Source organism: Neorhizobium sp. LMR1-1-1.1 (assembly GCF_040675795.1).
Lineage (GTDB): Bacteria > Pseudomonadota > Alphaproteobacteria > Rhizobiales > Rhizobiaceae > Neorhizobium > Neorhizobium cellulosilyticum.
This window is the reverse complement of record NZ_JBEGHE010000019.1, coordinates 70,264-97,190: the sequence shown is the minus strand read 5'-3', so window position 1 is coordinate 97,190 and position 26,927 is coordinate 70,264. Positions and strand designations below refer to the sequence as shown.

Genomic DNA, 26,927 nt, shown 5'->3' with positions numbered 1-26,927 from the left:
GTTGATTTCCTTCCTGCTCTTCGGAAACAACAGCGGCGCAAGGAAGTTATCTCTCCGCAACAAAGGGAGGCCGTCATGAACGAAGAAGAACAACAGCAACGAGAGCGGGCCTACAAGATCTGGGAGGACGAAGGTCGCCCGGAGGGAGCGCACGAGGACCATTGGAGACGTGCGCAGGAACCGCACGAGGTAGCTGAGCAGTCATCCGATGACGTGACAAAGGTCAACCAGCAAGCTGATGACGAGTTCGCGAAGGACGACACGAACCTCGTTGACGCGGCGGACATCAGGCCACCATCTACAGTCAGCCCGGATTGAGGAGACCGATGAACGACAATCTGAAAAAGAGCGATAAGGTCTCGTGCGAGGCAAGCCAGGGAAAGACGATGGGCAAGGTCATCATGAAGCAATCCTCGGACACGCATATCAAAGGCCACAAGGTCAAGGCATCCGAGAATGATCGACAGATGATCGTCGAGAGCGAGAAATCCGGAAAGCGGGCGGCCGATAAGCCTGGATCGCTCAAGAAAGCTTCTGCGGTCAAAGGGAATGTCTCGGGAGCGGAGCGTGGCTTTAGACCTCCGGAAGCTTTTTCAAAATAAGCAGCCGCCCGCCCGGAACGACGGTTGCGATCTTGTCCTGCTCGAGAGCATTGAGAACGGCGGTCACCTCGTCTTGAGAGAAGCCTGCCGCTTCCAAGGGCAAACGGAGGTCGAGAAGGTTGATCGACATGTCCGGAGATGCCTTGAGGACGCGCAGTCGCGCGACAAGAGCGTTTTCGGTTTCTGCAAATCTATCCATCTATGTTCCAATGTTTCGCAGTTGATCTCGAATACGCCGCTTCATGACATGAGAGGTCGCGACTTGCCAGCAGCTGTAAATTTGCCGGCCGGCTTGGTTTATTCGTGACGCTATGATTTCCGGCGCGATAACAGCACCTGCTCCAGCGATACCGGGCGCAGCCCTTGCGCATCGACGCCAACGTCGAATTGCCTTGGGATTGGTTTCAATCTTCCGTGCGAGTGGCCGTGGAGATTTATCGATCCTTTGCCCATTTGGTTCCAGGTCCGGAAGGCGTAGTGACATAGGATGAGATGGTGTCCGGCCTCAAGGAGTTCTGCGTAGTGCTGGACACTTGCCCAGCCATATGAGCCGGTCGTCTCCTCCGGATCGTTGTTGCCAATGATTAGATGTTTGCGCCCGTTCAATTTGGCGAGGAGATCGGCGCAGGGGCCGGCCCTGACCGACATGAAATCTCCAAGATGCCAAATATCGTCATCCTCTCCCACGATATCGTTCCAGTCAGAGATAAGTGCCGCGTCGTGCTCGGCCATGCTGGAGAACGGGCGTCGGTCGATGCGCAGGACGCGCGGGTCTCCGAAATGCGTGTCGCCAGTGAAGTAGATCATAAAGGTCTAGCCGAAGGCTCGAGCCGCTGCATATCCGCAGGCGCTTGCCGCAGCCGTTAAGACCGTGCCCCAAGCAAGATCGACAAGGGTCAGTGTGATGGGCCACCCTTTGAGCGTCGACAAGTTCGTCATATCATAGGTGCCGTAGGCGGCGAGACCTAAAACCGCGCCGTAGCCGACTGCCGTCCAGATCGAACCGGAATCCAAGGCAGGTCTGACAGCGAGCATGACAATCGCCGCGGCAAAGAAGAGATAAAAGACCGCGGCGACTGCAAAATTCGGAGATGGAAGCATCATGTCGCCGAGCTGATTTCGGTAGAAGTTTTTGGCGACAAGCCCGAGCCAGATGGCATCGATAAGCAGGAATGAGATGAGCGTGCCGGCGTAGGCTATGCCGAAAATCTTCATGGAGCGGGCGTCCTAAGCTGGATCTCTTTAGATCAGGAACATCGAAGTGTTGGAACTTGTTCCGATAGAGCGGATCAACGTCGAGGAGTCCTTTGATGAGCCCCAGTAGCTTGGAACACTCTAGATGCGCTCGACCTGGTCCGGGCCAATTGAAGTATACGGTAAAGTATTGGGCCATACGGCCCAATGCTCTCTTGCCGGCTAATGTCGGCGGAAGTCGAACTGCTTGCGGGCCTCGCTGGCCGCCGCTTCGAAGGCGATACGCGCCTCATCGACAGTCCTGTGACCCGCAATCGCGCCGCGGCAAGCACTGCGGGCGCGGACGAAATCAAGCCCTTGCTGAGCCGGCCAGTTCTCCGTCATGTGCGCGAGTGCCTCGAAAGGACCGCTGACCTTCAGCGAGCCCGACGGGGAGGTGAGCTCGACAGGTTCATTCCATCGTGCGTTTGGACCAGACATGTGTTGAACTCCCTATAGATTCGCCGCAACAAACGTCGCAATACCGGGTAAGTTCCCGTCACCGCGCGAATATTAGGCAAATGATATAAAAGCGAGCAATTATGCCACGACCGCATGGCATGACTACTTGGATGCTCAGCGGTCGCTTTAACAAGCAAGCAAGCGGTTTGAGCAGCGCGGAAAGAAGGTCGCCTGATTCTTTGAACCAGGGCCGCCAAAAAGATTAAAGCGATGCTGCCAACTTACCAGGCGGAAAGGGAGAAGGCCATCTGCCGCCTCCGCTATATCGTCAGGCGATCCCAGCTCCACCGGTAACGCCGTAAACTTCGCCAGTGATGTAGCTAGCTTCCTGGCTGGCAAGCAGAACATAGATCGGAGCGATCTCGACAGGCTGGCCTGGCCGTCCGAACTTGCTCTGTTCGCCGAACGTCGTGACCTTCTCTTGTGGCTGGCCACCGGAAGATTGAAGCACGGTCCAGAACGGGCCGGGGGCGACGACGTTCGCACGGATGCCCTTTTCGATCAGTTGCGCCGCGAGCGCCTTCGTATAAGCGACGATCCCAGCCTTCGTTGTCGCGTAATCGAGAAGGATGGCCAACGGATCGTAGGCCTGCACGGAGGCCGTGGTGATCACGGAGGCGCCGGCGGGCAGATGCGGGACTGCAGTCTGTATCGTCCAATGCAACGCGTAAAGGTTTGTCTTAAGGGTTTTGTCAAAATCCTCGGACGTGACCTTGGACACGTCTTCGCGGAACTGCTGACGTCCGGCGTTGATGACGAGGATGTGCAGGCCACCCAGCGCGGATACGGCTTCTTCTACCAGTTTCCTGCACCAGTTCTCATCCTTGATATCGCCTGGCAATGCCACCGCCTGTCGTCCCTCGGCCTTGATAGATTCGATGACCTCTTGAGCGTCGGCCTCCTCGCTCTCGAGATATGAGATCGCGACATCGGCACCTTCGCGGGCATACGCGATTGCCGCTGCTCTGCCGATCCCGCTGTCGCCGCCGGTGATCAGCGCCTTCCTGCCAGCGAGCTTTCCGGACCTTCGTAACTCGTCTCGCCATGGTCCGCTTTTGGATCCATCTCGCCTGCGATGCCGGGAACCGGCTGGGGCTGTTCCGGGAAGGGGGGCTTTGGGTACTGGTTGCGGGGATCCTGCATGGTTAGGCGATCGGTCATATGGGCTCCTTCTGCTGCCGTTTCCCAATTTCGCCGTGCGCGGTGGAAACGGTTCAGGTTGCCCAACGAGCGACAGGGATGCTCGTTCCATTTCTCTGGCCCGCCGTGGCCCATCCGCGCCCGGGCTTATAGGGTTAGGTCGCAGCGACTGCGACGGCTCCCACCGGCTCCCAGACTCTGCCGTCGCCGGATTTGGAACTAAGGACCTGTTGGCACCGACGCGTCGGCCCCGAGAGGACATAAATCTGCATTCTTGCAAATTCCGGGCTCTTGACCGCTAGAAGCGGACATATTTCTGTTCATTTTATGTTCCAACGATCTCTCTGTCGAGGCGTAATGCGGCCGGCTAGGCAACGGAACGACGAATGATCGATCAGTCGACGATAAACTTTCTATCGCAAGCTTCCAGCGATCATGATGCTGATTGGCTGACCGACAACAAAGCGTGCATTGAGTACGCGCGGCGCAACTTGATGGAGTTCACATCGGAACTGATTGCGAGCGCCGGATCGATAGATCCTCGTATCGCCGAAGCTAACCCCGAACCACGAAAATGTTTGGCGAGAGTGCCGATTGCGAAGGGCGTGGGATCGATCGCTTTGCGCGTGTCACTATCGAGAAATGCTGCTGCAACTTACTTTATGCAGATTTCGCCCTCGCGTTCCTATAGCGGAGGGGGAGCATTGCTTCCGCCCCCACGTCTTGCGCGCATTTTGCGGCAGACGATCGCGAGCCATACCGGCAAATGGCGAGCGATCGTTGAAGGTCCGCTCTTTCAAAAATACTTTCCGAATGGTCTGACGGGCGGGCATGACGCCGGTGGCAAGGGTTACGTGAAAAACCATGATGCGCTTGATTTCTTTAATCTCAAGAACTTTGGCGCATGTCGCAACATCCCAGACGAGATGTTGATGTCTCCCAGTCTCCTAGCGGAAACCGTAAAATCCTTTGCAGCCGCCCGTGCCTTGGTCGACTATATCAATCGGGCGACGACGCGCCTTCCGGAGGCTGGCTAACCAACCGCTTCTATACGCATGCTTATCGATCTGAAGCTTTGATCATTGGCTATCTGTTCGCCACATCACCCATCAATTCTTCTGATCGCGAGCGCTTATTCGGTAAGGACCCGCTCGCTCCTTCATGACAATGGATTTCCATGAGAGAGTTACTTCGCCGCGTGCCAGCAATTCATCTACCGCTTCATGGACGGTTGGCATGAATTTACGCCATTCGAGCGGGACGTTGTGATTTTTCGCAAGCCTGCGCGCTACTTCGCTCGGACAGTGTGCCAGCAGGTCGATTTGCAACGATAGCTAAAATTGTCGAGTCAGTTTGATCGATCATTGGCGGCGGCTCGGATCAAAAGCACAAAAAAAGCCCGCCGGCCAGCGGGCTGATTTGTGGGCACGCACGCTTACGCGCGGTCTACAACGTCTTTAGCGGCGTCTTTTGCTTTGCCTTTGAATTGCTGCGCATCGCCCTTGGCTTCCTGCGCTGCACCCTTGGCCTTCATCTCGCGATTGTCGGTCGCATCACCGGCGGCCTGACGCGCCTTGCCTGCGAGTTCGTTGGTTTTGCCTGCTACCTTATCGGACATGCTGCCCATGATCGTACTCCTTTTCGGGAACCGTGAGGGTTCAAGGATCAAACTGCGCAAGACACAGTTCCGTTCCATCGTGGCGTCGGGTCAATTAGTAACCTCGCCGGTAGATCCTCTTGTGTCACCTCGACGGAACCTTCGCTCTGGCGATCGGTTCTGGCCATACTACCCAATGTCGAAGGAAGTCGGGTCTGGCAGTGACCGGCCCCGACGCTTGCGACGGGCATCACCCTAAAATCGGAAACTATTTGCTCGCGACGATTGCTCATTAGCTGTGTCGGTGGCCACATCGCTTTTCCGGCCTCAGCCGAATTCATTCGGATTTTATTAAATATGTTGTCAAATATTCTTCGCCGAGGGGCGATCGAAACCTGGGCAAGCGAGTTGATCTCGTGACCAGGGAGCGGAGACTGCCATGTATCAGCGTACAGTTCTCATCGTCGAAGACGAGATCCTTATCCGGATGTTGCTGGCCGACACCCTACTGGATGAAGGTCATGATGTGATCGAAGCCGGAAACGTTCTCGAAGCCGTCGCGATCCTGGGCCAGCGGAAGATTGACGCGGTCGTCACCGACGTCGACATGCCGGGTGGCCTCAGCGGCTTCGATCTCGCTCGGATGATTTCCGATACTCGCATGGATGTTCCAGTCATCATCGCATCAGGGAGACACCGCCCAAAGGCAGACGAGTTGCCGGGCGACGCCGTCTTCGTCGCCAAGCCGTATAGCTTGGACGCTATCGCCACAATCGTGGCTGATATGACATCAGATGAAGAGCGGCGGCTCGCAAGCTGATCGGCGTCGCATCTCAGCCGTCAGGTCTCGTTTATCGGTTCTATTGTTCTTCGATGGTGATACCGAATTCCCGGCATTACCAGCCAGGCGGTGCCCCTAGCATTTTTGCGATTATAGTCCTTTGTCCGTCGAGTGAGCAGCCAAGCCACGGCAATCGATAACCTCTTCGATGGCGAGACCAATCATCTCGACAAAGTTCGCGCACGAACCCCGCGCAGGATCGACAAAGTCGCCGACGAACAAGATCACGTTGTCCACGGTGAGTGGGAACCCGGCAACTGTACACTTGAGGATCGCCTGATTGGCGATGGCAGTTGCGCCGATGCGTTCAAACAGACGCACGCCTTCTTCTTCTGTCATTCCTGGCAGCAAAGTCGTTCTCCGTTTTTTAGAGTATGGCTCCGCAGGTATCCGGTTGCGCGGGCGAATAGCACTCAGATAAGAGAAATTCCTAACATTAGAAGATCAGTATATGCGTGGCAGGGTTGCGTGGAGCACGGGGCACGGTCGGGCAGGTGGCATATATCGGCTGATAACGCATTTGTCAGAGCGACCCTGTCGACTCAGTGGAACGAACTCGAGACCGGACCTGTTTCGCGGTAACAACCGGGACATGCCATGATCACGTCGCCCTTTTCCAACTTGTCGTCAGTCCTTTTCCTGCTGGCATGCTTTGTCCTTGTAATGGTCGCCAGTCGGGCCGAGGCGACGTCACCTGCTTTCAAATCAGGAGAGGACATAGTGGTTGCGCAGAGCCAGGCAGGCTCGGCTGCGGTGGCAGCCAGCCCGGATCGCGCGGAACGGGCTCGGCGCCTCGTCATCTTTTTTCACGGCATCAGGAGCCATGGTTCGGTCATGGAGGCGATCGGAAAATCCTGGGCGCCGGTTCTGCCGGACACCGAGTTCGTCTCTCCTGATGCGCCGTTCGCCAGCAATTCCAGAGGGCGCGAGTGGTTTGTCGTCGACGATCAAGTCATGCGCCCTGATCGGATCGAGGCCGCCCGCCGCGCGTTCGACGATCTAATTTCCGGCATCGTCAAACGTGAGGGTTTCGAGAACGATCTGAAGGACGTCGCTTTCGTGGGTGTCTCACAGGGTGCCATTGTGGCGCTCGATGCTGTTGCCACGGGGAGGTGGAAGATCGGCGCGCTCGTGAGCTTCGCGGGCTTGCTCCCATTTTCGCCGACATCGATTTCGAAAGATACCGCAATTCTGTTGATGCACGGTGATGCAGATAGGAGAATTCCGTCGATAGCGTCAGTCACCGCGCAGGCGCAGCTACAAGCGGCTGGGATACGACGTGATCTACAAGCTCTTCCCTGGGGTCGGCCACACAATCTCTTCGGAAGAAGCGAAGCAGGCCGTATCCTTTCTGCGGGAGCGATTGGTGAATTGACACTCGCATGGCGCGGCTCTCGCGGCGACCCCATGGCGTGCCTTTGTTAACGACCTATGGTTTATCCGGCCCTTCCGGTCCTCGGCACATCGAGGTTGATCATCACCGGTGCATGGTCGCTCGTATGGTCTCAGCTTCTCGGCTTTCTCCGGACAGAGGCTGTTTTCAACCACGGAGCGGCCGCTGGCGATAGAAGGATGTGGTCGATCCTGAGGCCGGCATCGCGTTCGAACGAGTTCCGCCAATACTTCCAGAAGGTATAGATGCGCTCGTCCGGGTGCAGGTGCCGGGCGGCATCCATCCAACCCTGTTTAACGAGTTTCGCATAGGCCTTCTTTACCTCCGGCCGGAACAGAGCGTCGTCTTCCCACCGCTCAGGCTTGTAGACGTCGAGATCCGTCGGCATCACGTTGTAGTCGCCCGCCAGGACGACAGGAATTTCAAGCTTCAGTAGTTCGGCCGCATATCTCTGAAGCCGGCGAAACCAAGCGAGCTTGTAATCAAACTTCGGCCCCGGTGCAGGGTTTCCGTTTGGCAGATACAGGCATCCAATCAAGATGCCATCGACCGCGGCCTCGATGTAACGGGAGTGGCTGTCGTCCGGATCGCCCGGAAGTCCTTTGCGTGTGATCAGCGGCTCCTGTCCTCGAGCAAGGATCGCGACCCCGTTCCATGACTTCTGGCCCTGCCAGACGGCACCATATCCGTCGCGCTCGATCTCTTTCAAAGGAAAGTCGATCGTCTTGAGCTCCTGGATGCAGACGACGTCGGGCTTGTCCTCCTTCAGCCATCTCAGGAGGATATCCAACCGGCTGCGGATACCGTTGACGTTATAGGTCGCGATCCTCATCAGAGCTGCTGTCACAGATCGATCAGGGCTATACCGAGATCAGGACGCTTTTTACGGCGGAAGCCGACAGCACTTTCGCGGATGATGATTTCCAGTGTGGGATGGACGATGCCGTTGATGAAATGGCCGCCTTTCGTCGAGCCATCCTCGAAACCGAGCACCGCATGCATGTGGAGACTGGCCTTCCCGTCGTCTCCGACGGCGACATCTCCGATGGCACTCAGGACCTCCGTCTGACCGTCCACAGGGATTGCCTTGTATTTCTTCGTTGCAAAGTCGAAGAAACCCAAGGTGGCCTTTTGGAATGCACCGATCGCAGTCAAGGACGCGCCGATGATCTTCTGCTCAGTCGCGAAGCGGGTGATGGCGTCGAACGCTTCCTCGCCCTCGTCGAGGACCAGCACCCAGGTCCGCTCGCTCGAGAAGTTTGTGTTGCCCAATTCCTTTCTCTTCATGTCTTGTTCCTCAATCTGCTTCGTAATATGCCGCGACTGATCCAGATCGTATCGGCGAGCGTCACGGACGATGCCTTCAGAGTAACTGCTATCCGTCCAGAGAGTTGCGTCGTTGACAGCCGTATCTTTTGAGCCGTTCGCTGCGGGAAGGATCTTTTACCTGGCTTGTAAGATCAAAGATGTCGTGCCGGACACGAAAGGCCGCGTCGGGAGCTGTCGAGCAACGATAGCACCGTGTTGGAACCGTTCTCGCCTATGGACGGTTAGCCTTTGACGTTTCGGACAAACGCAACCCAAGCGATAGGATATTACGACATGGCTCAAGAGCTCGACCCGACTAGTGACGCCGCGAGAACTGGCGAAGACGCTGATGCAAACCGCGAAACACTTGCCCAAAATGCTGACGCTAATCTGCATCGCGCTGATTACTGTGGTGCGGAAACCCAACGATCGTTGTCCGATGTGAATGACTTCACCGACGTCAGGGAGTTCTCGCGTAGTTCGAACGGCGATACCTGGTCGGTCGGGGCGGACCGTCAGGGCTCGATGATGGTGCTCCACCGTGGAAATCTGCCATCCGGCGGGCATGAGACTGTCACGCCCGTGAATGCTTTCCTCAATACCGGCCCAAAAGGCCCTCAGCATGAGGCCTTAGTTGCGATGCTGGCGGACGCCGAAGACCGCGGTGCTGTCGAAACAAATCAGGTTAAGCGAACCGGCGTGTTACGCAGCCTTTTGACCGAACTGGGACTATCTTCGCCTGAACGCGCCGGAGAGGATCGCCTGAGAGACAATCAAAAGTAGGGCATCGAGAGTTATCACTCGGGCCGAATTGATCAATGACCCCGGTGTGACGGACGTTGTGGACCGCAGTCCCGCAGGTTTGCCCAAGTCTATCCGATACGGAGCATCGTTTCGAATTCTGCCGGACGGCCACGTTCGCTATTCTCCGGGCGATTGTCAGTCTTGGGCGCGGCTATGCGATCGCCGTGATTGTTGCGATCGCGGCCATTTTGGGAAGTTATATCATTGGGCCAGCGACCAACCCTCGCACAACATCGTCCATTTCGGCGCCGGCATAAGGTGAGCCGAAGAACCTGGCCGCGCAAGCCAATCCCTCAGGTGGTTCGAATCCCTAACGAGTAACCATCAATGCCTCGAACCACTCTCGGAAAGGCGTGTTCTTTGCGAGTTTGCGATTGTAGTCGGGTGCCCCATCCGTCCACCACACCGGGCCGCGCTCGCCTAAAGCTGTTTTCGCGGCATCGACTTGGCCACGGGCAGCTGCTTTCGCCGCTTCATCGTGTTTTGCGGCTTTAACCGTTCTGCGAGGATTCATGAGCTTCGCGACGAGTGCCTGTCGTTCGTCTTGCTTGAGCTTCGGGTTGCTCATCGTCCACGTCTGAGCAAGGGATATGCGCGACGCATGGTCCCTTCACATCAACAGGGGAAGGCGATGGCGATCGCTATGGTAGGCACGCCGATCGCGCTGTCGCTCGGCGTGCCGCTGGGGACATGGCTTGGTACGCAGGTCGGCTGGCGAACCGCCTTTTGGATCATGTCGATATTGACGTTGCTTCTGATCGGCTGGGTCGTGATGAAAGTGCCGGACTATCCAGGCCAGAAGAAGGGCGATCGACTGCCCCTGTTTCGGGTATTTTCAACCCCCGGCGTTCGACCGGTTCTTTCCGTTGTCGTCGCATGGATGCTCGCTCACAACATTCTCTACACTTACATCGCACCCTTCGTTCAGTCGGCCGGGATGCGGGATCGGGTCGACCTTGTTCTCCTGGTATTTGGATTGGCGGCGCTCATCGGCATCTGGATGGCGGGAAAGCTGGTCGACCGTCACCTGCGAGCAACCGTGCTGGCCAGTCTAGCCGCCTTCGGGCTGGTATCCCTGCTTTTCGCGATTGTTTCTCTGTCACCTTGGGTCATTTATGGTGGCGTTGCCATTTGGGGCCTGACATTTGGCGGCGCTGCAACGCTCTTGCAAACCGCACTGGCAGACACCGCGGGTAATGGTGCAGACGTTGCATTGTCGATGAACGTCGTCGCCTGGAATGGCGCCATCGCAGGTGGCGGAATCATGGGCGGTATTCTTTTGGATGCGTATGGACCCACGGCGTTTCCCTGGGCACTAACCTTCCTGCTCGTCATCGCCCTTCTGATCGCCTGGTCCGGACGGGCGCGCGGATTTACTTCGGGTGCACGCACCTCCAACGCAAAGGTGGGGGGACACTGACGCTTCACGAAGACATGGATCGGTCCTATCGTTGCAGCGATGGGGCCGAAACACGCCGAAACACGACCGCGACCGAAATGCGGAGCCATGTCTCCCATTGGCGCGCAGTAACAACGGGTCAGCGGTTCGATTCCGTTGTTGTCTAATCGCCTGCATCGGGTCAAGCGGATTTTAAACGAGGTACTTCGTTGCCGTGTTGCTAGCGCGGCACCTTCTGTAGATTTTCTTTCGACATCTTTCATTCCTGCAAATTCGTCCGGTGCTGGGAGCACTGTTGTCTCCGCGGTCGACATGTAGTCGCCGCATGATGGGTTTTCGCAGGGCAGGTCTTCCTATGTTCAAGACGCAGTCTCAATGAGCTGCGACGGAATCAACGGAATGACCCAACCCACGTCCACAGCAGGGACGCCCAGCATCTCAGTTTGATTGAGGTGCTGAGGCAGGTAGGCCGGCGCTTCGGTTAAGCTGCTGCGCCGCCCAATGGATTGAACGCTTGCCCGGCCTTGAGCATGCTATGCATTATGACGGCAAGTTTTCGCGCAACAGCAACCGCGGCACGTTTGAAGCCCAGCCGCTCACGCAGCTTCAGCCCCCAGGTCTTTAGACTGCATTCGGTCCTGGCAGTGGTTCTCGTCAAGAGAACGGTAGCTGCCTCGTAGAGTAATCCCCGCAGCCGACTGTCACCGCGTCGCGAGATATGGCCATCATAATCTATTTCGCCAGACTGATAGCGCCGCGTCGTCAGCCCTAGCCAAGCGCCGACTGAGCGCGAGGTGGGGAAGTTTTCGGGATCTTCGATCGCGGCAATGTACGAGACGGCCGTGACAGCACCAACGCCTGGAATCGTCATCAGGAGCTTCGTAGCCCGGCTCTGTCTGGAAGCTACGAGCAATTGGTGATCAAGATTAGATGCGCGCTTACGTATGTCGCGCCATGCCTCGAGCAGGGGCAATATCACACCTGCTAGGCCGCTATTTCCATCCAGTAGCGCTCTCACATTAGCATCAAATGCCCCGCCTTTCCCTTTGGGTACGATGAGACCAAACGTTTTTAGGAGGCCACGTATTTGGTTGCTGAGCTGCTTGGAAATGCTTACGAGCTGGCTACGCGCTGCCACCAGTGTGCGTGTCACCATGTTGTCGAAGGTCTTTACTCGCACGACTTTGTAAAATCCGGCTTCTGCCAACTGCGCTAAGCCATCCGCATCATTGGCATCAGTCTTGTTGAGGGTTTCATTCAGAACCTTTTGCGCATGCCGTGCTTCAATGCAGATCGCGGGAATTCTTTCGGCGTTCAGCGCATGATAGAACCATGTCGACAGTGGACCTGTCTCGAAGACGACTAGCTTTGCGTGCGGAGCATGCTTGCGGATGATTTGCGATATAACTTTCGGATCAGAAGGGCATTTCCCCCGCCAGATACGCTTCCTATTCTCTCGGATCGAAACCGCAGTATCTTTCAGCGAAACATCAAGCCCGATATATTGGTCCATGGTTGCCTCCCATTTGATGCTGGGCCCGGTTCCAATCGTGAGCCCGTATTTCCATCTTACCGGGGGCAACCACCCATGTCAGATATTGCTGAGGCAATGCCTTTGGGGAAACCGACCCGCGATTACCCCATGTTCAAGGCGCTCGCCACGCGCCCTTGCCATCTATTTTTTAACCGCGTCAGTTTCGATTGATATAAGCGCCGTTTGACGTTCGTACGCAGAGGATTGCGGACATCCGTGTCCGCGATCAAAGGGTCGAACCATTCCGGATCAAAGTACCCACCGCACCAGTAACTGATTTCTGCATGTTCTGGAACGTCCCGGTCGGCGATGATCTCCAGGAACTGCTCATATCCAGACACACCACCAACTTACGTAACGGCTAGCACTTGCTCGTCGCGATATCATTTCCTATTTGTCTAATTGCAGTTGAAAGCCGGCGCCTGCGGTGTTCCTTGCGCTTTTGAAGGGTATGTATTAGATAGTTTATTGGAAACTCGTGGTGATGACGATGTCTAGCGTTGCGTTTAAGGTCCTGTCGACGGTGAACGCCCCCTACGGGACGAACCTTTCGGCTGAGCAACTCGCCTCGAAGATCTCCGATTTCGCGAGCGTAGAGAATTTCGATGCTTCCGCATTCTCATTCTATTCCGAAGTGAAAGCCGACCTCCAGCACCAGTTTCTTGATGAGATGGAAATCGGCCACGGAGCCGCATCCGCGATTGCCCAGAAGTTCTCGCAGCTAGCCGGATACCCGCTCGCTCTAGCCGCCTGAGGGTCGTCTTGATGAGCCAATGGGAAAGCCTGTTCGACCAGTCGGTGTCGATTATCAATCAGGCGAACTCTTCTTTTACCCTCCTCGATAGCTGGACTTTTGGCGGCGGCACCGCTCTCATGCTCCAGATCAGCCATCGTGAAAGCTTCGATATCGACATTTTCATAGATGATCCGCAGGTCCTCCCATATCTGAATCCGACAACGCAGGGCTATACCCTGCAGGTGAACCCAGATGAATATGTTTCGGACGGGACGCACGCGCTCAAGATCGTATTCGCGGGCATTGGTGAAATCGACTACATTTGCGCTCCAAGCCTGACCGACTATCCCACATCCCGTGTCACAGTGCGAGGGGTCGAAGTTGACCTTGAGACGCCGGGCGAAATCATAGCGAAGAAGGTTCACTATCGAGGAGCCTCTCTTCAACCACGCGACATGTTCGACATCGCGTGCATTGCCAAGGTACGTGGCGATGAATACGTTGTCGAAGCTCTCTTGCCATTCAAGAACAAGGCCGCCGATGCATTGGCAGTCGCCGAGAGAATGGATGCAGGTCTCGCCAGCGCGGTTATGGGGAAGCTTCAGTAAAAAGAAGGATATGCGGATATTTCGAAAACTGCACAAGCGACGACGATCTCGCTTTTGAAAGCGGTGTGCGAGTACAAGCCAGCGGAATCCGCCGCACCTTCGTCTCAGTCCCAGCGCTGATTTCTCAGCAACCTGGCGATCTCAGCTACCGCAGTCCGGTTGATTATCCTCTCGGTGCGGATCATCTCGGGTTAGCCAACAAAGCCACTTAAGGGCAGCGTCAGCGAGAGCAGAGGTCATTTCTGCGAGGCTCGGTGATCATGGCAGGCGTCTGCGCGTGTAAGTAAGTCGTTTTTCAGATACTTAGCAAATCCAAGGCACGTGGTCGGCGGTTCGAGTCCTTTCAAGAGCACAGTACCTTGTACACTTGGGAATTAAGGTTGCTGCGACGAGATCCTAACGTAGCACTCGGATCTCGTCGATGCGATGCAAAAGTTGCATTACTGCGCGAAAACGCTGCCAAAATCCTTGAAGCCTTTGACCTCGATGGGGTTTTCGCTTGGTTCGAAGAAGAACATGGTGCGCTGTTCACCGGGCTCGCCTTCGAAGCGAACGACCGGCGGAATCTCGAAAGCGATTCCGCCACTCTGGAGGCGTTCGGCAAGTGTGAACCACCACTCGTCGAGTGGCAGGATGACGCCGAGATGGGGCATCATCACCATGTGGTCGCCAACCTTGCCGGTGCGCGTCGTTTCGAACGGCTTGCCGAGATGAAGCGATATCTGGTGGCCGTAGAAGTCGAAGTCGACCCAGGTCTCGGTGCTGCGGCCTTCGGTGCAGCCCAGCACGTCGCCGTAGAAGCGGCGACAGTCATCGAGATTCTTGACGTGATAGGCGAGGTGAAAAAGCGAGCGCATAGGGTGTCCCTTCAAGATTAACGGCCAAGCTCAAGCCTGCTTTCAGAAAAACATTTAATGCCTTTTTCTCTCTCCGAGCGTAAGGAAATGTTTTGGATATTCGGTTTATCGAGAGCCTGCTTGCCGTGATCGAAACCGGTTCGATCGCTGCGGCTGCGCGACGCCAGAACCTGACACCGGCTGCGGTCAGCCAAAGGGTGCAGACGCTTGAAACGTTACTCGGCAGTGCGTTGCTTGCCCGCGGTGCTCATTCGGCAAGGCCGACCGAGACCTGTCTGGCGCTGATGCCGCGAATGCGCCATCTGATCGCCGAAGCGAAGGTGCTTATCGCCGAAGCGGCGGGTGGTGAATTAAGTGGCGAACTTGCCATCGGCGCGATCTCGACGGCCCTGACGGGAATGATGCCGGCGGTGCTCAAAAAGTTTGCGGGCACGGCACCGGATCTGCGGCTAAAGATCAGTCCCGGTACGTCGGACATGCTTTACGAAGCGGTGCTGTCCAGTGAACTTGACGCCGCGATTTTGGTGAAGCCGCCATTCGCGATCCCGAAGTCGTTGCGCATACATGCGTTGCGCCGGGAACGCCTCATGCTTCTGTCCAAACATGCCGTCGATCCGAACGCAATAGGAATGACACTCATGGGCGAGCCCTATCTCCGTTACGATCCCGGTTCATGGGGAGGCCGGATGGCGGCTCTGTTCATCGAAGAACGCAATCTTCAGCCGGACATCTTCTGCGACCTCGACGGACTGGAGGCAATCGCCATTCTTGTAGCAAACGGTATCGGCAACTCCCTGGTGCCGGCATGGGCCGGCTTCCAGCCGCAGGGGCTTTTCGTCACCGAAGTCGATGACGATGGGCGCTACGACCGCGAGATCGTCCTGCTTCGGTCGTCGCAGCCGCGGCGGCCGAAAGCGCTTGATTTTTTCACAGGACGCTGGTCGAAACGATAGATTGACCAGTTTGGTCAGCGCGCCATCCAGCCGCCGTCGACCATGAGATTGTGGCCGGTCAGATAGGTCGCCTCATCGCTGGCGAGAAACAGTGCGGCGCGGGCGACGTCGATCGGCTTGCCGAGGCGGGGCAGCGGCGTGCGGCTTTCGGAATAGGCTAGCATATCGGGATCGACGGCGCGGCCACCCTTGCCGGTGAGGATCTTGCCGGGTGCGACTGCATTGCAGATGATGCTTTCATGGCCGTAGTCGGAGGCCACCTGCTTGGTCATGTAGACCATGCCCGCCTTGCTGACACCGTAGGCGAAATCGCCGGGTGCGGCGATCATGCCGTGCTGCGAGGTGATGTTGACGATACGGCCCCGCGCCTCGCCGATGATCTCCTGGGTCACCATCTGGCGTACGGCGGCGCGAAGGCAGAGATAGGCGCCCTTGAGGTTCACATCGGTGACGCGTTCCCACTCCGCCTCGTCGGTATCGACGAGCGAGGAGCCGCCGCGAATGACGGCATTGTTGACGAGGATATCGACGCGGCCATAACGACCGGCGACATCGTCGAACAGAAATTGGACGTCCGAGCCCTTGGAAATGTCCGTTTTGACGAAGATCGCCTTGTCGGTGACTTTGTTCAGCTCTTCCAGCACCGGTGTGCCGCCTTCGACGACGTCGGTCGTTACATCGGCTGCGATGACAGTTGCGCCTTCCTGTGCAAACAGGAGTGATATCGCACGCCCGATGCCCGAGGATGCGCCCGTGACGATCGCGGTTTTGCCGGTCAATCTCCCAGTCAATCTCATTGTCATGATCCTAGTGCCTGATGACCTGCTGCAGGAAGGTCTTCGTCCGCTCGTGCTGCGGAGAGGAGAAAAATTGTTCCGGCGTGTTGCGCTCGACGATCGTACCGCGATCCATGAAGATGACCTGGCCGGCGACCGATCGGGCAAAGCCCATTTCGTGTGTGACGCAAACCATGGTCATGCCTTCGCGAGCAAGCTCCACCATCACGTCAAGCACTTCCTTGATCATTTCCGGGTCAAGCGCCGAGGTCGGCTCGTCGAACAGCATGATCTGCGGCTCCATGCAGAGCGCTCGGGCGATGGCGACGCGCTGCTGCTGGCCGCCGGAAATCTGGGACGGCATCTTGTGTGCATGATCGGCGATGCGAACGCGCTCCAGGTAATGGCGAGCAAGCGCTTCCGCCTCGGAGCGCGTCTTGCCGCGGTTCTTCATCGGCGCGATCATCAGGTTCTGCAGGACCGTCAGATGCGGGAAGAGGTTGAAGTGCTGGAACACCATGCCGACTTCTTGGCGCACTTTGTCCAGATTGCGGGCGCTTGCGCCGATCGAAATCCCATCGACGGTGATCGAGCCGGTGTCAAAGGTCTCAAGCCCGTTGAGGCAGCGGATGAGCGTCGACTTTCCGGAACCGGACGGACCGCAGATGACGATACGTTCGCCGCGCGCGACATCGAGATCGATGCCGTCCAGCGCCTTGAAGTTCGAATAGGATTTGGTGACGGCGCGCATCTCGATCACGGTGCGGCCGAGGTTGACGGTATTCATGCGCTGATCCTCTTCGGAAGCGGGTCAAAACGGGTAAGCCATTCGGCATGGTCGATGGCGGCGGTCTCGCCGCGATAATGGATGTGATAACCGGTGTCGGACGAGAGCCGCTCGATAGAGAGCGGCGCGCGATCCTGAGCCATCGTCACGGTGACGCTGGCCGCTTCGTGCGCGGCAGCAAGTGCCGCGCCATTCCCGCAGACGAGCGTCGAGAAGGCGTTTGCCCAATCGAGGACCGTTTCGCACGCACCTGCACCGATATTGTAGGTGGTGTGCTTCAAGCCACTGCCGGTGAGAAGTCCGGCGAGACCGGCCGCTGCGTCGCGGCTGTAGAGCCAGTCGCCAGCCAGCGGGCGAGCCAGCGTCGCGACAGAACCCTTGCGCCATTGCGACAGGATCTGCGCATGCGGGCTCAGCAGCGGACGAACGCCGGTGTGATATTCCCACGGGCCGAAAAGCGGGCCTATGCGCGCGATCCTCAGGTCGAAGCCGTAAAGCGATGCAAGGCGCAGCGCCGTGTCTTCCGCTGCGACCTTGGTGATGCCGTATAGGCTTGCCGGATTGGGGGAAAAGCTGCCCTCGGCTATCGGGCCGTCCTCGACATCAACATGACCATAGACGGCAACGCTGCTCGTCGCGACGATACGGGTCAGCTCCGGTGCGTGACGCAGCATCTTCAGGAGCGTCGCGGTGCCGCCGACATTGACGGTTATGATCCGCGCCGCCATTTCCCGCTCGGCTTCCAGGTTGGGCGTCATGGCGGCCAGATGCAGGACCGCCTGCGGCCTTGACTTTGCAATCGCCGCTCCGACATCCGCTTCGCAGCAGATATCGCCCAGTATGACGGCTACGCCGGCAAGTTCTTCCGCGTGCACGAAGGCATCCGGCATTCCGGCCGTGGCGAAGAGCGTCACGTCATGGCCGGCCTTGAGAAGTGCTTCAGCCGCTGCAAGACCGACAAAGCCGGTGCCGCCTGTAATCAGAATGCGCACGCGGTCACGCCTTTCCGATGATGGCTTTGCGCTCCAAGCGCGATACCCAATGGGAGAAGGGCCAGAGCATGATGAAGAAGATGACGGCGGCTGCGGTCAACGGCGTCGGATTGTAGGTCTGTTCCTGGGCAACGCGTGCTGAACGCAGCAGTTCCGGAAGGGCGACAAGCGAAGCGATCGACGTTGTCTTGACCAGTTCGAGCGAGTTGCTGGCGAGGGGCGCTACGACTTTGCGGACCGCCTGCGGCAGGATGATGTAGATCATGCCGCGGAACTTATGAAAGCCCAGCGCCGCCGCCGCTTCATGCTGACCCTTTGGGATCGACTCCAGGCCGGCGCGAAAGATTTCGCTGAAATAGCCGGTGTTGTTGATGACAAGCGCGACGACCACGGCGGTGAAGCTGCCGAGCGTTAGGCCGAAAAACGGCAGGCTATAATAGATCAGCACCAGAAGCACGAGGACCGGGAAAGCGCGCAGCAGGTCGATTAAGATAACCATCAGCTTGCGAACCCGCGCACCGGCGAAACTGTAGGTGACGGCGACGGTCAGGCCGGAGAGCAGCGACAGGGGCAGAGCGACGATCGCCAACAGAAATGTAAGCTGCAGGCCCTGCAGCAGCAGCGGATAGACGAGTTTCAGGGAGTCGATATTGGCAAAATTGAGTAGAAGAAGTTCCATGTCCGTTTCTCCTCAATGCGAAAATCGACGTTCCACATAGCGGCTGAAGGCCACCAGCGGGATGAAGAACAGAAGATAGAAAAAGGCGGCGAGCGTCAGCGGCGAGGGATTGGCCTTGATCGACATGATGCTCTGGGCGCTGCCGAGGGTTTCCTGCATCGAGACGGCGACGCCGAGTGCGGTGCCCTTGGTAATCGCTATCGACCGGTTGGTCACGAGCGGCAGCGCAAGCCGGACGGCCTGCGGCAGGATGATGAAAGCAAGTGTGCGCCAGGGCTTGAAGGCGAGCGCTGTCGCGGCCTCCCACTGTCCTTTCGGTACGGCAACGATCGACGCCCAGAATATTTCCGCAGCGAAGGCTGACAGCACGGCGGAAAGGCCGAAGACTGTTGCCAGGAAGGGAGACAGCGTGATGCCGAGATAGGGCAGGCCGAAATAGACGAATATGAGCACGACCAGCTGCGGCAGGGTCCGGAAGATCTCGATAAAGGTGGTGATCACCCCATCGATCACACGGTTGCGCAAACAGCGAAGCACTGCAAGTGCAAGACCGGTCAGAAGACCGATGACGATGACGGCCAGCGACGCCTGGACCGTGACCCAGAAACCCGCCAGCACTTCGGGAAACGCCTCTTTGAGGATTTCCCAATTGAGATAGTTGTCGATAATTTTCTGCATCGCGCGCTCCCGAAAGAGGCCGCCGATCATTGATCAGCGGCTTCGGTTTCCGGACTTATTTGCAGGCAAGTTCATGCGGCGTGGCGTCGTAGCCGGTGAAGCCCGGAGCGCCATAGCCAGGATAGACCGTGCTGAGCGGGCTGTCGGAAGCCGGCTTCTCGTTGTACCACTTTTCGTAAAGGGCAACGAGCACGCCTTCCTGCTTCAGGCATTCGATCGCGTCTTCCACCTGATTGCGCAGCGCCACGTCTTCATTGCGGAAAGCATAGCCGAACTTGCGGCCGTCGAAATCCTTGAAGGCGACTTCGATCATCGGGTTCTTGCTCGCGGCATAGACCGTGGTCGGGATTTCGTTGAGTGCGCTGAAGGCGCGGCGCGTCAGAACGGCCTGGACGGAATCCGGGAATGTATCGTAACGCTGGACTTCAAAGCCGTATTTTTCGGCGTTGGCGGTCGCCCAGGTGTCCGACAGCGTGCCGCGGTTAACGGCGATCGCCTTGCCCTTCAGATCCTCGAAGCCGGCAATCTTGTTGCCCTTGGCGACGATGAAACCGTTGCCGGTTGCGAAGATCGGCTCGGCGAAGAGCATCTTCTCGCTGCGGTCCTTGGTGATGTTGAGCGGGTTGACGGTAATGTCGATGCGGCTGGCGAAGAGTGCCGCAAACAGACCCGAGAAGTTGACGTCGGTGATCTCGACCTTCGGGCGGCCGATCTTTTCACCAATGGCGTTGATCAGGTCGACGCCGAAGCCTTCGGGGCCGTTCGCGCCGCGCACCATCCACGGGGCAACGCCGAAGTCGGAACCGACGACGAGTGGTTTCGCATCCTGGGCGGTAGCGGCCGATGCCATTGTCAGTGCCATGAGGCCGGCGATGGTAGAGAGAAGCATTTTCTTCATTTTTTAAGTTCCCCTTTTGTCGAACTATGCTTGCGGTTGATGGTGGCGATGCCAGTGGCGGGCGATATCGGAGCGGGTAGTGACCCACACGTCATCGCCGTGACGGGCAACGTATTCGAGAAACAGCTTGAGGCCCGAGGCGCGACCGGGATGACCGGCAATGCGCAGGTGCAGGCCGATAGACATCATCTTCGGTGCGGTTGTACCTTCTGCGATCAGCATGTCGAAGCTTTCGCGCAGCATACGGAAGAAAGCCTCGCCGCTATCGACTGCGCCGCGCATGAATTTTGCGTCGTTATTAGTCAGGCTGTAAGGGACGACGAGGTGGCTCTTGCTGTTAACGTCGAGCCAATAGGGCAGCTCATCATTGTAGGCGTCGCTGTCATAAAGAAAACTGCCGTTTTCGCTAAGCAGTAAACGGGTGTTGGTGCTCGGTCCGTAGCGGCAATACCAGCCATCGGGTGCACGCCCCGTCGTCTGCTTGATCGACGCGACGGTGCGGGCTATGCGCTCGCGCTCCTCGTCGCGCGTCAATGCGCGGTGATGTTCCCAACGCCAGCCATGGGCACAGATATCGAAGAGTTCGCTGTCGCGCACATGGGCGGCAATTTTCGGGTTGCGCTCCAGTGCAAGGCCACACGCCATGATCGTCGCCGGCATCTCGCGCTCTTCGAACAGGCGGGCAATGCGCCAGTAACCGACGCGACTGCCATATTCGAACATCGATTCCGCCGCCAGATCACGGCCGGGAAAGCTGCCGGAAGCGCCTTCCGTCAGCGCGGATTCGGTGGCCGGGTCACCATCCTCGATCGAAGGCTCTGAGCCTTCCTCGACATTGATGACGAAATTTAGTGCCAGCTTCGCGCCGCCCGGCCATTTAGGATCGGGCGGCGTCGGGCCATAGCCCTCGAAGTTGCGCTGCGGGTGCTTTGCCTGCATCAGACGAGTTCCTTGAAATCGACGTGGAAGGGCTTTTCTAGGGGCAGAAAGATATCCGTATCGGCGGCCGAGCGCTCCATCGCCATCGTCACCACGAATTCCGCAGGAAGATCGAGGACCGACATGCCGGCGTGCCAGACATTGCGACGATAAAGGATGCCCTGACCGGGTTCCGAAACGAAGGCGCGAAGATCCGACAGGTCCGGCCCACCATCTGCAAGTGTGGGGCAGACGACGATCAGCATGCGCTGGCATGACAGCGGGAAGAACGCCTGATCGGAATAGGGATGCCGCTCCATCTGTGAAATTTCAAAAGGAAACGAGATTGCTTCGGCGATCTTTGTCACCCAGAATGCTTGACCTAGGTCTTTCTGGCCTTTGAGCGGGAAGTAGTGGCGGCGATCACTGCCCCGATGGGCGATCACTTCACCGAACTCCGAAAAGGCTTCCGCGGAAAGTGGGCGGGCATGCAACTTCACAAGGGAACTCCGTCTGACGATGCGCTTTACCAGGTCTGAATACCTTTGGTATCCCAAGCGGATACACGTGGGATTTTTATCGGGAAAAAGTCCGATGTAAAGAGTTTCATTGCGTTGCAGCATAATTTGTTGCGAAAGGGTGCGGTGCCGGTCAATCGGCTGGAGTTCGGCGGGCGCCTGCAGTAACGAGGATAGTTGTGGAGTGCTTGACCGCACACGCTACCAGTTGGGAGACATCACATGGCCGAGGCCGCAGAAATCGTCAGGACCGCAGGCAAAAAGTCCGTCAACTTAACGGAACAGGCCTACCAGTATGTCCGCAGCCTCATCCTTGCACAGGAACTGAAGCCCGGCGAAGTGTTTACCGAGCGCGCTCTGGCGGATCAGTTGAACGCGTCGAGGACGCCGATGCGGGCTGCGATCAATCGCCTTGTGGGGGAGGGGTTGGTTGAACGCCTGTCCAATGGCACGATCGTGATCAAGCAAGTGGCAATCGAGGAACTGATGGACATCCTCATCATTCGGCGAATGCTGGAAGGCGAGGCCGCCGCACAGGCGGCACAGCGCCATGTGCCAGCAAGTGTTGATGCCATTCTTCTAAAGAGCCGGGAAGTCGTGGCCCATCCCCAAATGGAGCTGGAGCCGTTCTGGAAATACGACGACGAGTTCCATGAGTTTGTCGCGGAAGCCAGTGGCCGACCGGTGCTGAAACAGTATGTCCAAAACATCCGTCAGCGGGCGCGCATGTGCCATGTCGTGCGAATGGAAAAGAGTTTTGAACATCAGGCGGCCGAGCATATAGCCGTTCTGGAGGCGATTGCCGCCGGCGATGCTCCTCGTGCACGCGCGGCGATGGAAGCGCATGTCGACGGGGTAAAAGACCGTTTTGTTCGCTGGTATTTTGCTTAGCGACGTCGGCCCAACTGCTTCCAGATTTATACGCGGCATTGAGTTGTGATATCACTTCAACGCCAGTGTTTTCTCCAGGCCGCAGAGGCCGATGCCGCAATTGCTCTAAACCTGAACGCAAGTGATTTTATTGAATATAATATGAGGACCGTCTTCTAAAGACGATGCTGGCGGCAAAGCTGCGCCAGGAAAACTCATGGCTTCGAGAGCGGCTCCGACGTCGATAGCGGCGGGCTAATTGCAGCCAGCCTATTTGATCCTGTGAGTTGGTCGCCATTCCTTCGGCTAGATCGCTTCAATCCATGGGGCTCTTGCCGAAGGGCTCGATCGCTCGCTAACTCATTTCTTCGGAGCCGTTTTGGGCTTCGGTTGATACAGCCGTCGTTTGGCATTCGACCGAAGAGCATTCCGGAGATCCTTGTCGGTCATCGCAAGGTCGAACCATTCCGGATCGAAATGACCACCGCACCAGCGCATGGTCTCTTCGAACTCGGGATCACCCGGGTCGGCGATGATGTCGAGGAACCGCTCGTAACCAGACACGCCGCCAACATCTTCAGGCGGACGCGCTTTTTCGCCGGCGATACAGCTGCCCTGTTTCGGCGCAGTGGCGAGCGTCAAAAACTCTTCGATCGCAACCGTGTGCCGCCAGCCGTCCCCGAAATCATAGTGGTAGCGCAACACTGCGCCTTCCTCGAAATCCAGCAGCCGAACCTCTGTTTGATCGAAGACCCGAGGATCCTCGTCAGTCGCGTCTTCGGTCAGGATCTCGACGTCGCCATAGCGTAGACCGCCGATGCGAAATTCATAAAGGTGATAATTCCACCAATTGAACGCGGCCTGTATGCCAAGGTGCAACTGTTCCAGGTTCCAATGGATCGGCAGGATCAAGCGGCGCCAGACGTCCGGATTGATCTCGTCGATGGAAACTCTGATCAGCGCGGCATTCGGAGTTTTGAACATAGTGCCGAGTGAACAAGTATGACAGTGACCCGTCAAGAGGTCCTTCGTGGCGACTTATCAAGCGATAGCTGTAAAGCTCTGATCTCAGCTGACCACGAGACCAATAGGCTAGCTGCCGCCTCAAACAAGCGGATACGCCGCATTGGCTAGCTGATGTTGCCCTCTGCCCACAAGGTCTTCAGCGCCTGAACCAAAGCTTCAGTGTCATAGGGTTTTCCGACGAAGGCCATCCGCTCTGTATCTGGGCACCGTGACCGCATCTGCTCTTCGCTATGTCCGCAGGCAACAACGATCGGCAGATCCGGTCTGAGATCGCAAATTTCGCTAGCCAAGAAATCGCAGGGACGATCGGGAAGTCCAAGGTCGAGGACACACCGTCGATCTGACCATCCAGGACGTGGAGGCGCTCCATCGCTTCGGTCGCAGACCCGGCCTCCTCAATCAGAAAACCCTGGTCTGCAAGGTTTTCCGCCATGACCATTCGGATCAGTGCCTCATCCTCGACAAACAGGATCCGGTGTTGACGCTGGCTGCGAAAGCTTGGCCAGCATGCGGGCCAGGGCCGTTGGTGTATTGGCGATTTGGCCAAACGCGCGCGCGTCACCACGCCCACCGCCGTCAGCCAGCGACACCGCGATCGTCTCTTTATGAACATCCAAGCCGATGTGATAGTCTCGTCCATGGCCCGTCTCCTATGCATGAGGCTCTACGAGGGCATCGCTCTCGCAACCCTCGATACCTGCATATTGTGAGACGGGTCACCCGGTCCCAGGCGAACATTTAGTCTAGCGCATCCTGAGGTTCTTCCAGTCCCAAACCAGAAAGGAGGCTTTAATCGGCTTCCCGACGCACTCTAACCAGCATCGCTTCGATTTTGACGGGGATCACGGAGACACAGTGGAGATTTTTCGCGGTGTCGCTGACTTTGAGAGCTGAGTGTCCAAAGCTGAAAGATTGGATCGTAAGGAATGGTCCAAAGCGGTGAAAACTGAACCGACCTAGTACATGTGCCCTAATAGTAGCAGCGACTTAACTGGCCTAATTTGTGATTGGGATCACGTCGGCATCCATACCCTAGTCCGGGGCGGATTTTTCATTGGCAAGTGAACGTTTCCGTCGCCTCGTTTAGGGGGCAATGCGTGTGCGTAAATGTGTTATGAAAAATTCGGACTGACGTCGATCCCGTGTTCACATGAAAGGAAAAATTATGAACAATCCACATGTTGAAAACGCAAACAAAGACATGGCGATGTTTGAGCTCGACCCGAGCGAAATCGAGGCCGTCAGCGGTGGTATCTCTAGCGATACGGGCTATGGCGCAGCGCTTGGGGCCGCCGGCGGATTCCTGGCGATGGGCGCTTTGGGCGCTGCGGCTCTGACCCCGGTCGGTATGGGAGTAATGCTCGGCGCATCGATCGTCTCTTCCGGCATGGCAATGTATTACGCTGCACAATGATCTGACGACAATCAGCGACGGCGGACGAAGACCGCCGTCGTTACCTACCGGCACAGGTCTATATGTGAGAGCCTCTGCGGCACCTACCCGGCCAATGGCGGACCCGTCGCCAACACTCCAGCACACATTTCGCCGCCGCTCCGTGAGGATGCCGCCAAAACGGGTCGCCAATGGCTCACCTCAATGTGATCACCGATAGAACACCAGTACTAATGGCTGGAAACATTTTTCGGTGAGAAAGTCACAAGGGCAAATCTGGGGGGCAAATTGGCAATCAATCTGAAAAACGACATCAATACCGATCTGGCCCACGCCGTTCTACGGGTCACCTCGATCGTCTGCATGACGACTTACGGCGCCATTCTCGTCGGCACGGGGCTTGCTGATCCGGAAGATGGGAGGCTGATCTATCTCGGCATAGCAACCCTAATGACCTCGCTTCTTTTCCTTCTCTGGGTGGTGAAGTCCAGCTATGGCCAGGGTTGGCGACATTGGATCGCGATGCTCCACGATTATTCGGCTATGACAATTGCCATGGCGCTCGGGGGCGCCCCGTTTATGCCGATCTACGCATTTGCGCTTTGCACTGTCGTCGGCCATGGGCTTCGCTACGGACGTGAAGCGCTCTGGGGAGCAACCGCTCTTCTGGTGGGGTCACTTCTCGTCACCATGAGCTTTAGCGACTACTGGCAGAAAAATGTCTATCTCGGCATTACGATGATCGTGACGACATTGATGCTGCCGATCTATGTAGGCATTCTCCTGAGCCGTCTGCAGACGGCCTATATTGCGGAAAAGGAACTCAGCCTTTCCAAATCGAAATTCCTTGCCCAGGCAAGCCACGATCTCAGGCAACCGATACACGCGATCAGCTTGTTCACGGCGTGTCTGCGTGATGCGGGGCTTGCTCGAAAGGAACTGGAGATGGTCGATAACATCGACCGCTCGCTCCAGGGCGTCTCCCGCCTGTTCAAATCGTTGCTGGATGTCTCGACGCTCGACAGCGGACGTGTTGTGCCGAAGTTCGAAAACATCGCGATTGCCGATATTGTGGAGGATGTCGTTCGGCAGAACTCGGAAAACGGGTTGCGAAATGGCTGTCAGATCCGGATTGTAAAATGCGGCCAGCGTGTCATCAGCGACCGCGCCTTGTTGACGACGATGCTGCAGAACATCGTCAACAACGCAATCAAATACGCCCCCGGTAAAACGATCCTTATCGGCTGTCGGCGTCAGGGCGTGACGCTGGCTTTATCCGTCGTTGATCAAGGGCCGGGGATTGAAGATAGCCACCAGGCCAGGGTCTTCGACGAATTTTACCAGGTCCGCGAACGCGGTGACCGTGACATCGAGGGCGTCGGGCTTGGGCTCTCCATTGTGTCGCGGCTTGCCAAGCTTCTGTCCTTGGAGGTCCATCTTACCTCTCACCGTGGGCGCGGAACGATGGTGAGCCTGTCGGGCATTCCCGTCGCGGCAGCTCCCACACCATCCGTCGGGCGTCCGCCGGCGCGCCCGACCGCCAGCGTCGAAGGGCTGCAGATCCTGTTGGTCGAGGATGATGAGGCGGTGTTAAACGCGACGGCAAGCCTTTTGCGCCGGTGGGGCTGCGAGGTAGAGGCCATGCAGGCGATCCCCGTACGCTCGATCTTTTGCGATCTTCTCATCACTGATTTCGATCTCGGCGGCAATGTCACTGGTTCGGACTGCATTGCGGAGGTCCGCCGATTGGCAGATTGGGATGTGCCGGCTGTCGTGATGAGCGGGCATGATGCGGCTCGTGTACGCGAAGACACTGGCGACGAGACGATCCCGATCTTGTCAAAACCGGTACGCCCGGCCGAGCTGAGGTCCGTCATCATGGCGGCCGCGATGGACGCGTCGGACCGCAGCTGAACGTCCGGTAC

The 26,927-nt window shown here is 57.4% G+C and carries 35 protein-coding genes and 2 pseudogenes; 13 read left to right on the top strand and 24 right to left on the bottom strand.

Annotation, left to right across the window (positions count from 1 at the left end):
* Positions 1–75 precede the first annotated feature (75 nt).
* Both MRBLMR1_RS11115 and MRBLMR1_RS11110 read left to right on the top strand, forming a co-directional pair.
* Positions 76–318, top strand: coding sequence for a DUF2934 domain-containing protein (locus MRBLMR1_RS11115; protein ID WP_500064654.1), 243 nt, complete (start codon positions 76–78; stop codon positions 316–318).
* A gap of 8 nt (positions 319–326) precedes the next feature.
* Entirely contained in the window at positions 327–602 is a 276-nt protein-coding gene (locus MRBLMR1_RS11110) for a hypervirulence associated TUDOR domain-containing protein (RefSeq protein WP_500064652.1), read from the top strand.
* On the opposite strand, the gene MRBLMR1_RS11105 is transcribed toward MRBLMR1_RS11110, so the two are convergent.
* The 5 genes and pseudogenes from MRBLMR1_RS11105 to MRBLMR1_RS11085 form a co-directional block, all read right to left on the bottom strand.
* The gene (locus MRBLMR1_RS11105) at positions 574–801 is read right to left on the bottom strand and encodes a hypothetical protein (protein ID WP_500064650.1); all 228 of its coding nucleotides are present in this window, start codon (positions 799–801) and stop codon (positions 574–576) included. The two genes, MRBLMR1_RS11110 and MRBLMR1_RS11105, sit on opposite strands and share 29 nt — an antisense overlap.
* Positions 802–911: 110 nt before the next feature.
* Entirely contained in the window at positions 912–1,409 is a 498-nt protein-coding gene (locus MRBLMR1_RS11100) for a metallophosphoesterase family protein (protein ID WP_148144953.1), read from the bottom strand.
* 6 nt (positions 1,410–1,415) lie between these two features.
* Positions 1,416–1,817, bottom strand: a complete 402-nt coding sequence (locus MRBLMR1_RS11095) for a DUF2177 family protein (RefSeq protein ID WP_148144954.1) — start codon at positions 1,815–1,817, stop codon at positions 1,416–1,418.
* A gap of 201 nt (positions 1,818–2,018) precedes the next feature.
* Positions 2,019–2,276, bottom strand: coding sequence for a DUF982 domain-containing protein (locus tag MRBLMR1_RS11090; protein ID WP_500064648.1), 258 nt, complete (start codon positions 2,274–2,276; stop codon positions 2,019–2,021).
* A 289-nt stretch (positions 2,277–2,565) separates the two neighbouring features.
* Positions 2,566–3,458, bottom strand: a pseudogene (locus MRBLMR1_RS11085) (SDR family oxidoreductase).
* Positions 3,459–3,823: 365 nt separating this feature from the next.
* Here MRBLMR1_RS11085 and MRBLMR1_RS11080 point away from each other — a divergent pair.
* Positions 3,824–4,474 (top strand): DUF2461 family protein, encoded by a 651-nt coding sequence (locus MRBLMR1_RS11080; protein WP_500064646.1) that lies wholly within the window; start codon positions 3,824–3,826, stop codon positions 4,472–4,474.
* Positions 4,475–4,546: 72 nt separating this feature from the next.
* Here the strand turns inward: MRBLMR1_RS11080 and MRBLMR1_RS11075 are convergent, their stop codons facing one another.
* Complete coding sequence (locus MRBLMR1_RS11075; protein WP_500064644.1) at positions 4,547–4,765, bottom strand: DUF3253 domain-containing protein; 219 nt, start codon at positions 4,763–4,765, stop codon at positions 4,547–4,549.
* Between the two features lie 107 nt (positions 4,766–4,872).
* Positions 4,873–5,064, bottom strand: coding sequence for a CsbD family protein (locus MRBLMR1_RS11070; RefSeq protein ID WP_183688529.1), 192 nt, complete (start codon positions 5,062–5,064; stop codon positions 4,873–4,875).
* A gap of 409 nt (positions 5,065–5,473) precedes the next feature.
* Between MRBLMR1_RS11070 and MRBLMR1_RS11065 the strand changes: the two genes are divergently transcribed.
* Positions 5,474–5,854, top strand: coding sequence for a response regulator (locus MRBLMR1_RS11065; protein WP_183688527.1), 381 nt, complete (start codon positions 5,474–5,476; stop codon positions 5,852–5,854).
* Between the two features lie 111 nt (positions 5,855–5,965).
* Here the strand turns inward: MRBLMR1_RS11065 and MRBLMR1_RS11060 are convergent, their stop codons facing one another.
* Complete coding sequence (locus MRBLMR1_RS11060; protein ID WP_183688525.1) at positions 5,966–6,214, bottom strand: hypothetical protein; 249 nt, start codon at positions 6,212–6,214, stop codon at positions 5,966–5,968.
* 258 nt (positions 6,215–6,472) lie between these two features.
* On the opposite strand from MRBLMR1_RS11060, the gene MRBLMR1_RS11055 reads away from it, so the two are divergent.
* The gene (locus MRBLMR1_RS11055) at positions 6,473–7,300 is read left to right on the top strand and encodes an alpha/beta hydrolase (RefSeq protein ID WP_500064641.1); all 828 of its coding nucleotides are present in this window, start codon (positions 6,473–6,475) and stop codon (positions 7,298–7,300) included.
* Between the two features lie 83 nt (positions 7,301–7,383).
* On the opposite strand, the pseudogene xth reads toward MRBLMR1_RS11055, so the two are convergent.
* Positions 7,384–8,100: pseudogene (xth, locus tag MRBLMR1_RS11050) on the bottom strand (exodeoxyribonuclease III); the annotation flags it as partial.
* An 11-nt stretch (positions 8,101–8,111) separates the two neighbouring features.
* Entirely contained in the window at positions 8,112–8,555 is a 444-nt protein-coding gene (locus MRBLMR1_RS11045; protein WP_500064639.1) for a PPC domain-containing DNA-binding protein, read from the bottom strand.
* Positions 8,556–8,870: 315 nt separating this feature from the next.
* Here MRBLMR1_RS11045 and MRBLMR1_RS11040 point away from each other — a divergent pair, with 315 nt between their 5' ends.
* Positions 8,871–9,359, top strand: a complete 489-nt coding sequence (locus MRBLMR1_RS11040) for a hypothetical protein (RefSeq protein ID WP_500064637.1) — start codon at positions 8,871–8,873, stop codon at positions 9,357–9,359.
* A gap of 331 nt (positions 9,360–9,690) precedes the next feature.
* Here MRBLMR1_RS11040 and MRBLMR1_RS11035 read toward each other — a convergent pair whose 3' ends face one another.
* Positions 9,691–9,948, bottom strand: coding sequence for a hypothetical protein (locus MRBLMR1_RS11035; RefSeq protein ID WP_500064635.1), 258 nt, complete (start codon positions 9,946–9,948; stop codon positions 9,691–9,693).
* A 33-nt stretch (positions 9,949–9,981) separates the two neighbouring features.
* On the opposite strand from MRBLMR1_RS11035, the gene MRBLMR1_RS11030 reads away from it, so the two are divergent.
* The gene (locus MRBLMR1_RS11030) at positions 9,982–10,800 is read left to right on the top strand and encodes an MFS transporter (protein ID WP_500064633.1); all 819 of its coding nucleotides are present in this window, start codon (positions 9,982–9,984) and stop codon (positions 10,798–10,800) included.
* Positions 10,801–11,260: 460 nt separating this feature from the next.
* Here the strand turns inward: MRBLMR1_RS11030 and MRBLMR1_RS11025 are convergent, their stop codons facing one another.
* Positions 11,261–12,292 (bottom strand): IS110 family RNA-guided transposase, encoded by a 1,032-nt coding sequence (locus MRBLMR1_RS11025; protein WP_336377190.1) that lies wholly within the window; start codon positions 12,290–12,292, stop codon positions 11,261–11,263.
* A 122-nt stretch (positions 12,293–12,414) separates the two neighbouring features.
* The gene (locus tag MRBLMR1_RS11020; protein WP_183688250.1) at positions 12,415–12,654 is read right to left on the bottom strand and encodes an IS1096 element passenger TnpR family protein; all 240 of its coding nucleotides are present in this window, start codon (positions 12,652–12,654) and stop codon (positions 12,415–12,417) included.
* 149 nt (positions 12,655–12,803) lie between these two features.
* Here MRBLMR1_RS11020 and MRBLMR1_RS11015 point away from each other — a divergent pair, with 149 nt between their 5' ends.
* Both MRBLMR1_RS11015 and MRBLMR1_RS11010 read left to right on the top strand, forming a co-directional pair.
* Positions 12,804–13,067 (top strand): hypothetical protein, encoded by a 264-nt coding sequence (locus tag MRBLMR1_RS11015; RefSeq protein WP_500064668.1) that lies wholly within the window; start codon positions 12,804–12,806, stop codon positions 13,065–13,067.
* Between the two features lie 11 nt (positions 13,068–13,078).
* Entirely contained in the window at positions 13,079–13,657 is a 579-nt protein-coding gene (locus tag MRBLMR1_RS11010; protein ID WP_500064629.1) for a nucleotidyl transferase AbiEii/AbiGii toxin family protein, read from the top strand.
* Between the two features lie 440 nt (positions 13,658–14,097).
* Here the strand turns inward: MRBLMR1_RS11010 and MRBLMR1_RS11005 are convergent, their stop codons facing one another.
* On the bottom strand, positions 14,098–14,514 hold the full coding sequence (locus MRBLMR1_RS11005) for a VOC family protein (RefSeq protein WP_500064626.1): 417 nt from the start codon (positions 14,512–14,514) through the stop codon (positions 14,098–14,100).
* 92 nt (positions 14,515–14,606) lie between these two features.
* Between MRBLMR1_RS11005 and MRBLMR1_RS11000 the strand changes: the two genes are divergently transcribed.
* The gene (locus MRBLMR1_RS11000) at positions 14,607–15,467 is read left to right on the top strand and encodes a LysR substrate-binding domain-containing protein (protein ID WP_500064624.1); all 861 of its coding nucleotides are present in this window, start codon (positions 14,607–14,609) and stop codon (positions 15,465–15,467) included.
* A gap of 14 nt (positions 15,468–15,481) precedes the next feature.
* Here MRBLMR1_RS11000 and MRBLMR1_RS10995 read toward each other — a convergent pair whose 3' ends face one another.
* Genes MRBLMR1_RS10995 through MRBLMR1_RS10960 form a run of 8 tightly spaced genes read right to left on the bottom strand, consistent with a single transcriptional unit; the run spans position 15,482 to position 21,695 of the window.
* Positions 15,482–16,264, bottom strand: coding sequence for an SDR family NAD(P)-dependent oxidoreductase (locus MRBLMR1_RS10995; RefSeq protein ID WP_500064622.1), 783 nt, complete (start codon positions 16,262–16,264; stop codon positions 15,482–15,484).
* A 10-nt stretch (positions 16,265–16,274) separates the two neighbouring features.
* Positions 16,275–17,030 (bottom strand): amino acid ABC transporter ATP-binding protein, encoded by a 756-nt coding sequence (locus MRBLMR1_RS10990; protein ID WP_500064619.1) that lies wholly within the window; start codon positions 17,028–17,030, stop codon positions 16,275–16,277.
* Entirely contained in the window at positions 17,027–18,022 is a 996-nt protein-coding gene (locus MRBLMR1_RS10985) for an NAD-dependent epimerase/dehydratase family protein (protein ID WP_500064617.1), read from the bottom strand. Before MRBLMR1_RS10985 ends, MRBLMR1_RS10990 begins: the two co-directional genes overlap by 4 nt.
* A 4-nt stretch (positions 18,023–18,026) precedes the next feature.
* Complete coding sequence (locus MRBLMR1_RS10980; protein ID WP_500064615.1) at positions 18,027–18,701, bottom strand: amino acid ABC transporter permease; 675 nt, start codon at positions 18,699–18,701, stop codon at positions 18,027–18,029.
* A 12-nt stretch (positions 18,702–18,713) separates the two neighbouring features.
* Positions 18,714–19,379, bottom strand: a complete 666-nt coding sequence (locus tag MRBLMR1_RS10975; protein WP_148144962.1) for an amino acid ABC transporter permease — start codon at positions 19,377–19,379, stop codon at positions 18,714–18,716.
* A 55-nt stretch (positions 19,380–19,434) separates the two neighbouring features.
* A complete protein-coding gene (locus MRBLMR1_RS10970) occupies positions 19,435–20,277 on the bottom strand; it encodes a substrate-binding periplasmic protein (RefSeq protein ID WP_500064613.1) in 843 nt (280 codons plus the stop codon).
* 24 nt (positions 20,278–20,301) lie between these two features.
* Complete coding sequence (locus tag MRBLMR1_RS10965) at positions 20,302–21,216, bottom strand: polysaccharide deacetylase family protein (protein ID WP_148144963.1); 915 nt, start codon at positions 21,214–21,216, stop codon at positions 20,302–20,304.
* Positions 21,216–21,695, bottom strand: a complete 480-nt coding sequence (locus tag MRBLMR1_RS10960) for an ureidoglycolate lyase (RefSeq protein ID WP_183688265.1) — start codon at positions 21,693–21,695, stop codon at positions 21,216–21,218. The genes MRBLMR1_RS10965 and MRBLMR1_RS10960 overlap by 1 nt, the downstream gene beginning before the upstream one ends.
* 240 nt (positions 21,696–21,935) lie before the next feature.
* Here MRBLMR1_RS10960 and MRBLMR1_RS10955 point away from each other — a divergent pair, with 240 nt between their 5' ends.
* A complete protein-coding gene (locus MRBLMR1_RS10955) occupies positions 21,936–22,604 on the top strand; it encodes a GntR family transcriptional regulator (RefSeq protein WP_148144965.1) in 669 nt (222 codons plus the stop codon).
* A 339-nt stretch (positions 22,605–22,943) separates the two neighbouring features.
* Here the strand turns inward: MRBLMR1_RS10955 and MRBLMR1_RS10950 are convergent, their stop codons facing one another.
* Both MRBLMR1_RS10950 and MRBLMR1_RS10945 read right to left on the bottom strand, forming a co-directional pair.
* Positions 22,944–23,567: a plasmid pRiA4b ORF-3 family protein gene (locus MRBLMR1_RS10950; protein ID WP_500064609.1), complete on the bottom strand. Its 624-nt coding sequence runs from the start codon at positions 23,565–23,567 to the stop codon at positions 22,944–22,946.
* 178 nt (positions 23,568–23,745) lie between these two features.
* Positions 23,746–24,249 (bottom strand): hypothetical protein, encoded by a 504-nt coding sequence (locus MRBLMR1_RS10945; protein WP_500064607.1) that lies wholly within the window; start codon positions 24,247–24,249, stop codon positions 23,746–23,748.
* A 525-nt stretch (positions 24,250–24,774) separates the two neighbouring features.
* On the opposite strand from MRBLMR1_RS10945, the gene MRBLMR1_RS10940 reads away from it, so the two are divergent.
* A complete protein-coding gene (locus tag MRBLMR1_RS10940; RefSeq protein ID WP_148144968.1) occupies positions 24,775–25,023 on the top strand; it encodes a hypothetical protein in 249 nt (82 codons plus the stop codon).
* Positions 25,024–25,290: 267 nt separating this feature from the next.
* Positions 25,291–26,916, top strand: coding sequence for a hybrid sensor histidine kinase/response regulator (locus tag MRBLMR1_RS10935; RefSeq protein WP_500064604.1), 1,626 nt, complete (start codon positions 25,291–25,293; stop codon positions 26,914–26,916).
* The last annotated feature ends 11 nt before the right edge of the window (positions 26,917–26,927 follow it).